Here is a 3809-nt window from a genome sequence, read left to right as displayed (position 1 = left end):
GGCCGCCCGGCTGCTGTCGGCCCTCGCGGACGCGAACGCCTCGGCCTGGTGCCGCGGGGTCGCGGAACGGGCGCTGGCGCTGGCCCTGGCCGACCCCGACGATCCCGAGCCGCACTACCGGGCCTCGGTCGAGGCGCTGGGCGGCACGGGCGCGGAGATGGACCGGGCCCGGTCCCACCTGGTCTACGGGGAGTGGCTACGCCGAGCCCGGCGGCGCCGTGACGCGGCCGAGCAGCTCCGGCTCGCCCTGCAGCAGCTGCACCACAGCGGCGCCGAGCTGTTCGTGGCGCGCACCGTCGCGGAGCTGGCGGCTCTCGGCACCCCGGGCGAGACCGACGCCCCACCCCGGCGGTTCGGCCTGACGGCGCAGGAGCACACGATCGCACGCCTGGCCGCGCGCGGGCACACCAACCCCGAGATCGCGGCGAACCTGTTCATCAGCCCCAGCACCGTCGACTACCACCTGCGCAAGGTCTTCCAGAAGTTCGGCGTGACATCCCGGCGGCAGCTCGCGGACCGGCTGGCCCCACGAGCCAGGGCGGCGCCCTAGCAACTCCCGGCCCCACGACGGACTACGTGGTTCACGTGGTCCGCGCGGCCGGGCGGGACGGCAAGGTCGGGTCAACGTCCGGCCCCGGCCGGCGCGCATGCCCCTGAACGACGCCCCCGAGGAGCAGCCCGATGAACGCAGCGCAGCCCGACACCGTCGTCCTCGTCCATGGTCTGTGGATGACCCCGCGCAGCTGGGAGGCCTGGGTGGACCACTTCCGGGCCGAGGGCCTGAACGTGGTGACGCCCGGCTACCCCGGCTTCGACATCGAGGTCGAGGCCCTGCGGGAGCACCCCGAGATCATCGCCGAGCTCACGGTGCCCGAGACCGTCGACCACCTCGCCGGCGTGATCGAGGCCCTGCCGAAGCCGCCGATCATCATCGGCCACTCGTTCGGGGGCACGCTCACGCAGCTCCTGCTCGCCCGCGGGCTCGGCGCCGCGGGCGTGGTGATCGACTCCGCGCCCACCGAGGGTGTGCGGGTCAGCCCGCTGTCCCAGGTCAGGTCACTGTTCCCGGCGCTGAGGAACCCAGCCAACCGGCACCGCGCCGTGGGCTTCACGCCCGAGGAGTTCCACTACGCGTTCACCAACACGCTCTCGGAGGAGGAGTCCCGCCAGGTCTGGGAGCGCTACTCCATCCCCGCGCCCGGGCACTGGGTCTGGGAGTACGGCCTGTTCGCGAACCTCAAGCCCGGGCCCCAGGAGACCTGGGTGGACTACGCGGCCGACCGCGCTCCGCTGCTGTTCATCGGCGGCAGCGAGGACCACATCATGCCGCCGTCGGTGAACCGGTCCAACGCCAAGCACTACGACAGGTCGCCCGCCGTGACGGAGTACTACGAGTTCGAGGGCCGCGACCACTGGACCTGCGGCGCGACCGGCTGGGAGGCCGTGGCCGACCACGCACTGGCATGGGCGCGGGAGCACGCGGCGACGGCGGACCCGGTGGGCTGACCCTGCTCCGCGGGGCGCTGCTGCGCCACCCCCTTTGAGGCCTAAGTTTCTTCGCTTTGGAGCCGCCCAAAGCGAAGAAACTTAGGCTTCGAAGGGGAGCCGCTAATGCGGCCCCAGACCCGCGCGTCAGGACGACGACGTCGGCGCCTCCGTCCGTGCGCGTTCGACACCGTTGATCGCCGGCGTCACGCGCCGTCCGACGGCGTAGGCCGTGGCCGCGATGCCGGCGCACCCGGCCACCACGACGCCGATGAACGCCCCGGACCAGCCGTGCTCCAGCAGCAACCCCGCGACCACGGGCCCCGCGATGGTGCCGGCCTGGAACGAGCCCGAGCCGATGGCGTTGTACCGGCCGCGCAGGTGGGCGGGCGCCATGTCGTTGGTCAGGGCGGGCAGCACGGACTGCATGAGGGTCTCCCCCAGGCCGAACACGCCGTGGAACGCCAGCACGATGACCACGGCCGCGAGGCCGCCGGGCATCAGGCCGGTGACGCCGAGCAGCAGCCAGGCCGCGGCCCAGACGACGGCCATGAGCGCGAGGACGCGCGTGCGGCGTCGTCCGCTCACGCGGTTCATCACCCAGAACTGCAAGGCCACGATCACCACGGTGTTCACCACGAACGCGAACCCGACCACGCGCGTGGAGACCTCGGCGACCTGCCGGGCGAAGGCCGGGAAGCCGCCCTCCATCTGCCCGTAGCCCACGAACGCCGCCAGCAGGCCGAGCGCCGAGAGCCACAGCACCTCGGGCCGGCGCAGGATCGCGAGGTAGCTCTCGCCGCCGGTGTCGGCGTCGTGCGGCCGGTCCACGCGGCCGTGCAGGTGCCGCAGGGGGCCCAGCAGCACCACGATCGGGAGCAGGAACGTCGCGGCGTTGACCAGGAACGCCATGACGAACGTGCCGGGCCGCTCGACGTCGACCACGAGGCCGCCCACCACGCCGCCCACGCCGACGCCGAGGTTGAGCAGCGCGAAGTTCACGCCGTAGTACCGCTGCCGCAGGTCGCCGTCGACGACCGTGGCCACCAGCGCGTTCACCGACGGCCAGCCGACGCCGAGCTGCACGCCGAACAGCGCGAGCCCGGCGGCCGCGACCAGCGGCGTCGTGGCGAAGGCCAGCACCGAGTAGCCCGCGACCGCGAAGAACAGGCCGGTGAGCATGACGCGGCGGGCGCCGTAGCGGTCCACGAGGGCGCCGGCGGGGCCGGTCACGAGCACGCCGACCACGGCGATCAGGCCCATGAGCGTGCCGGACAGAGCGAGCGAGAACCCGCGCACCTCGTGCAGGTAGATGATCGTGAAGGGGAGCGTCAGCCCGCGGCCGAAGAACTGCACCACCACGGTGGACAGCAGCCAGCGGCCGTCCTGCGGCAGGTCCGCCCAGAATCCGAGGGCGCCGGTGCGTGGAGAGGAGGTCACGAGCTGATCCTCGCCCCGGGCCGGGCGGCGGGAAAGCGGATTTCGGACGCTACCGTCCCGGCGTCGCGAACGTCACACGGGCACGGCCCCCGCCCGCACCCAGCCGCGCGTCGCGGCGTGCCAGCCGAGCTGCACGCGGGTCTCGACGCCGGCCAGGTCCATCAGCGCGCGCACCCGGCGCTGCACCGTGCGCAGCGACGTGCCGAGCTGGTTGGCAACGGCCTGGTCGGTCAGCCCGGCGAGCAGCAGGCCGAGCACCTTGGCGTCGTCGTCGTCCACGTGCTCCACCACGTCTCCGGCCAGGCCCGACGTGCCCACGAGCAGCGGCGTCGAGCGGTCCCAGACGTTCTCGAAGAGCGCGAGCAGGGCGTCGAGCAGCGTGCTCTCGCGGACCAGCAGCGCGCCGACGACGTCGCCCGACGACGTGAGCGGCAGCAGCGCGAGCCGGCGGTCGATGAGGATGAGCTTGAGCGGCACCCGCTCGGCGAACCGCACGTCCTCCCCAGCCTCCGTGGCCTCGACCGCCTCGTCGACCGTCACGGCCTGGCTCTCCAGCATGCTGCGCTCGACCACCACGCGGTACTGCACGCCACGCTCGACGGCCTGGCCCTCGGCGGAGTTCTCCTGGCTCGACGTGACGATCACCGGCGGGCGGACGAACGCGTCGACGCACTCGCGCGCCCCGAGCTGGAGCTGCTCGAACCGGTGCCGGACGGCGTCCTCCCCCCGGATGACGTCGACGACGTCGGTGGGACCCCGGCCCGCCGCGGCCACCCGGTAGACCTCCTCGAGGCGGCTGAGCTCGACCTCGGCGTGCCGCACCTCGTCCTGCCGACGGGCGAGCAGCGCGCCGAGCGCGATCGCGGGCGGCGCGGCGGCGAACC

At 73.4% G+C, this 3809-nt stretch carries 4 protein-coding genes; 2 read left to right on the top strand and 2 right to left on the bottom strand.

The window, feature by feature from the left end; all coding sequences use genetic code 11:
* Positions 1-550, top strand: a 550-nt coding sequence (locus PROKR_RS16600) for a helix-turn-helix transcriptional regulator (RefSeq protein ID WP_036964832.1), incomplete at its 5' end; no start/stop codon positions are given.
* 131 nt (positions 551-681) lie between these two features.
* Positions 682-1506, top strand: a complete 825-nt coding sequence (locus PROKR_RS16595) for an alpha/beta hydrolase (protein WP_036964831.1) — start codon at positions 682-684, stop codon at positions 1504-1506.
* Between the two features lie 126 nt (positions 1507-1632).
* On the opposite strand, the gene PROKR_RS16590 is transcribed toward PROKR_RS16595, so the two are convergent.
* Complete coding sequence (locus PROKR_RS16590; RefSeq protein WP_036964827.1) at positions 1633-2925, bottom strand: MFS transporter; 1293 nt, start codon at positions 2923-2925, stop codon at positions 1633-1635.
* A 72-nt stretch (positions 2926-2997) separates the two neighbouring features.
* The coding region (locus PROKR_RS16585; RefSeq protein ID WP_051433066.1) for a helix-turn-helix domain-containing protein at positions 2998-3809 on the bottom strand (812 nt) is incomplete at its 5' end.

The organism is Promicromonospora kroppenstedtii DSM 19349 (assembly GCF_000515355.1).
GTDB lineage: Bacteria > Actinomycetota > Actinomycetes > Actinomycetales > Cellulomonadaceae > Promicromonospora > Promicromonospora kroppenstedtii.
Note: the sequence above shows the minus strand (reverse complement) of the source record. Positions and strands in the feature narration are given on the sequence as shown.

Excerpts from the sequence above, each read along its gene's own strand:
- PROKR_RS16595 (WP_036964831.1), top strand. The coding sequence starts at position 682 with ATGAACGCAGCGCAGCCCGACACCGTCGTCCTCGTCCATGGTCTGTGG.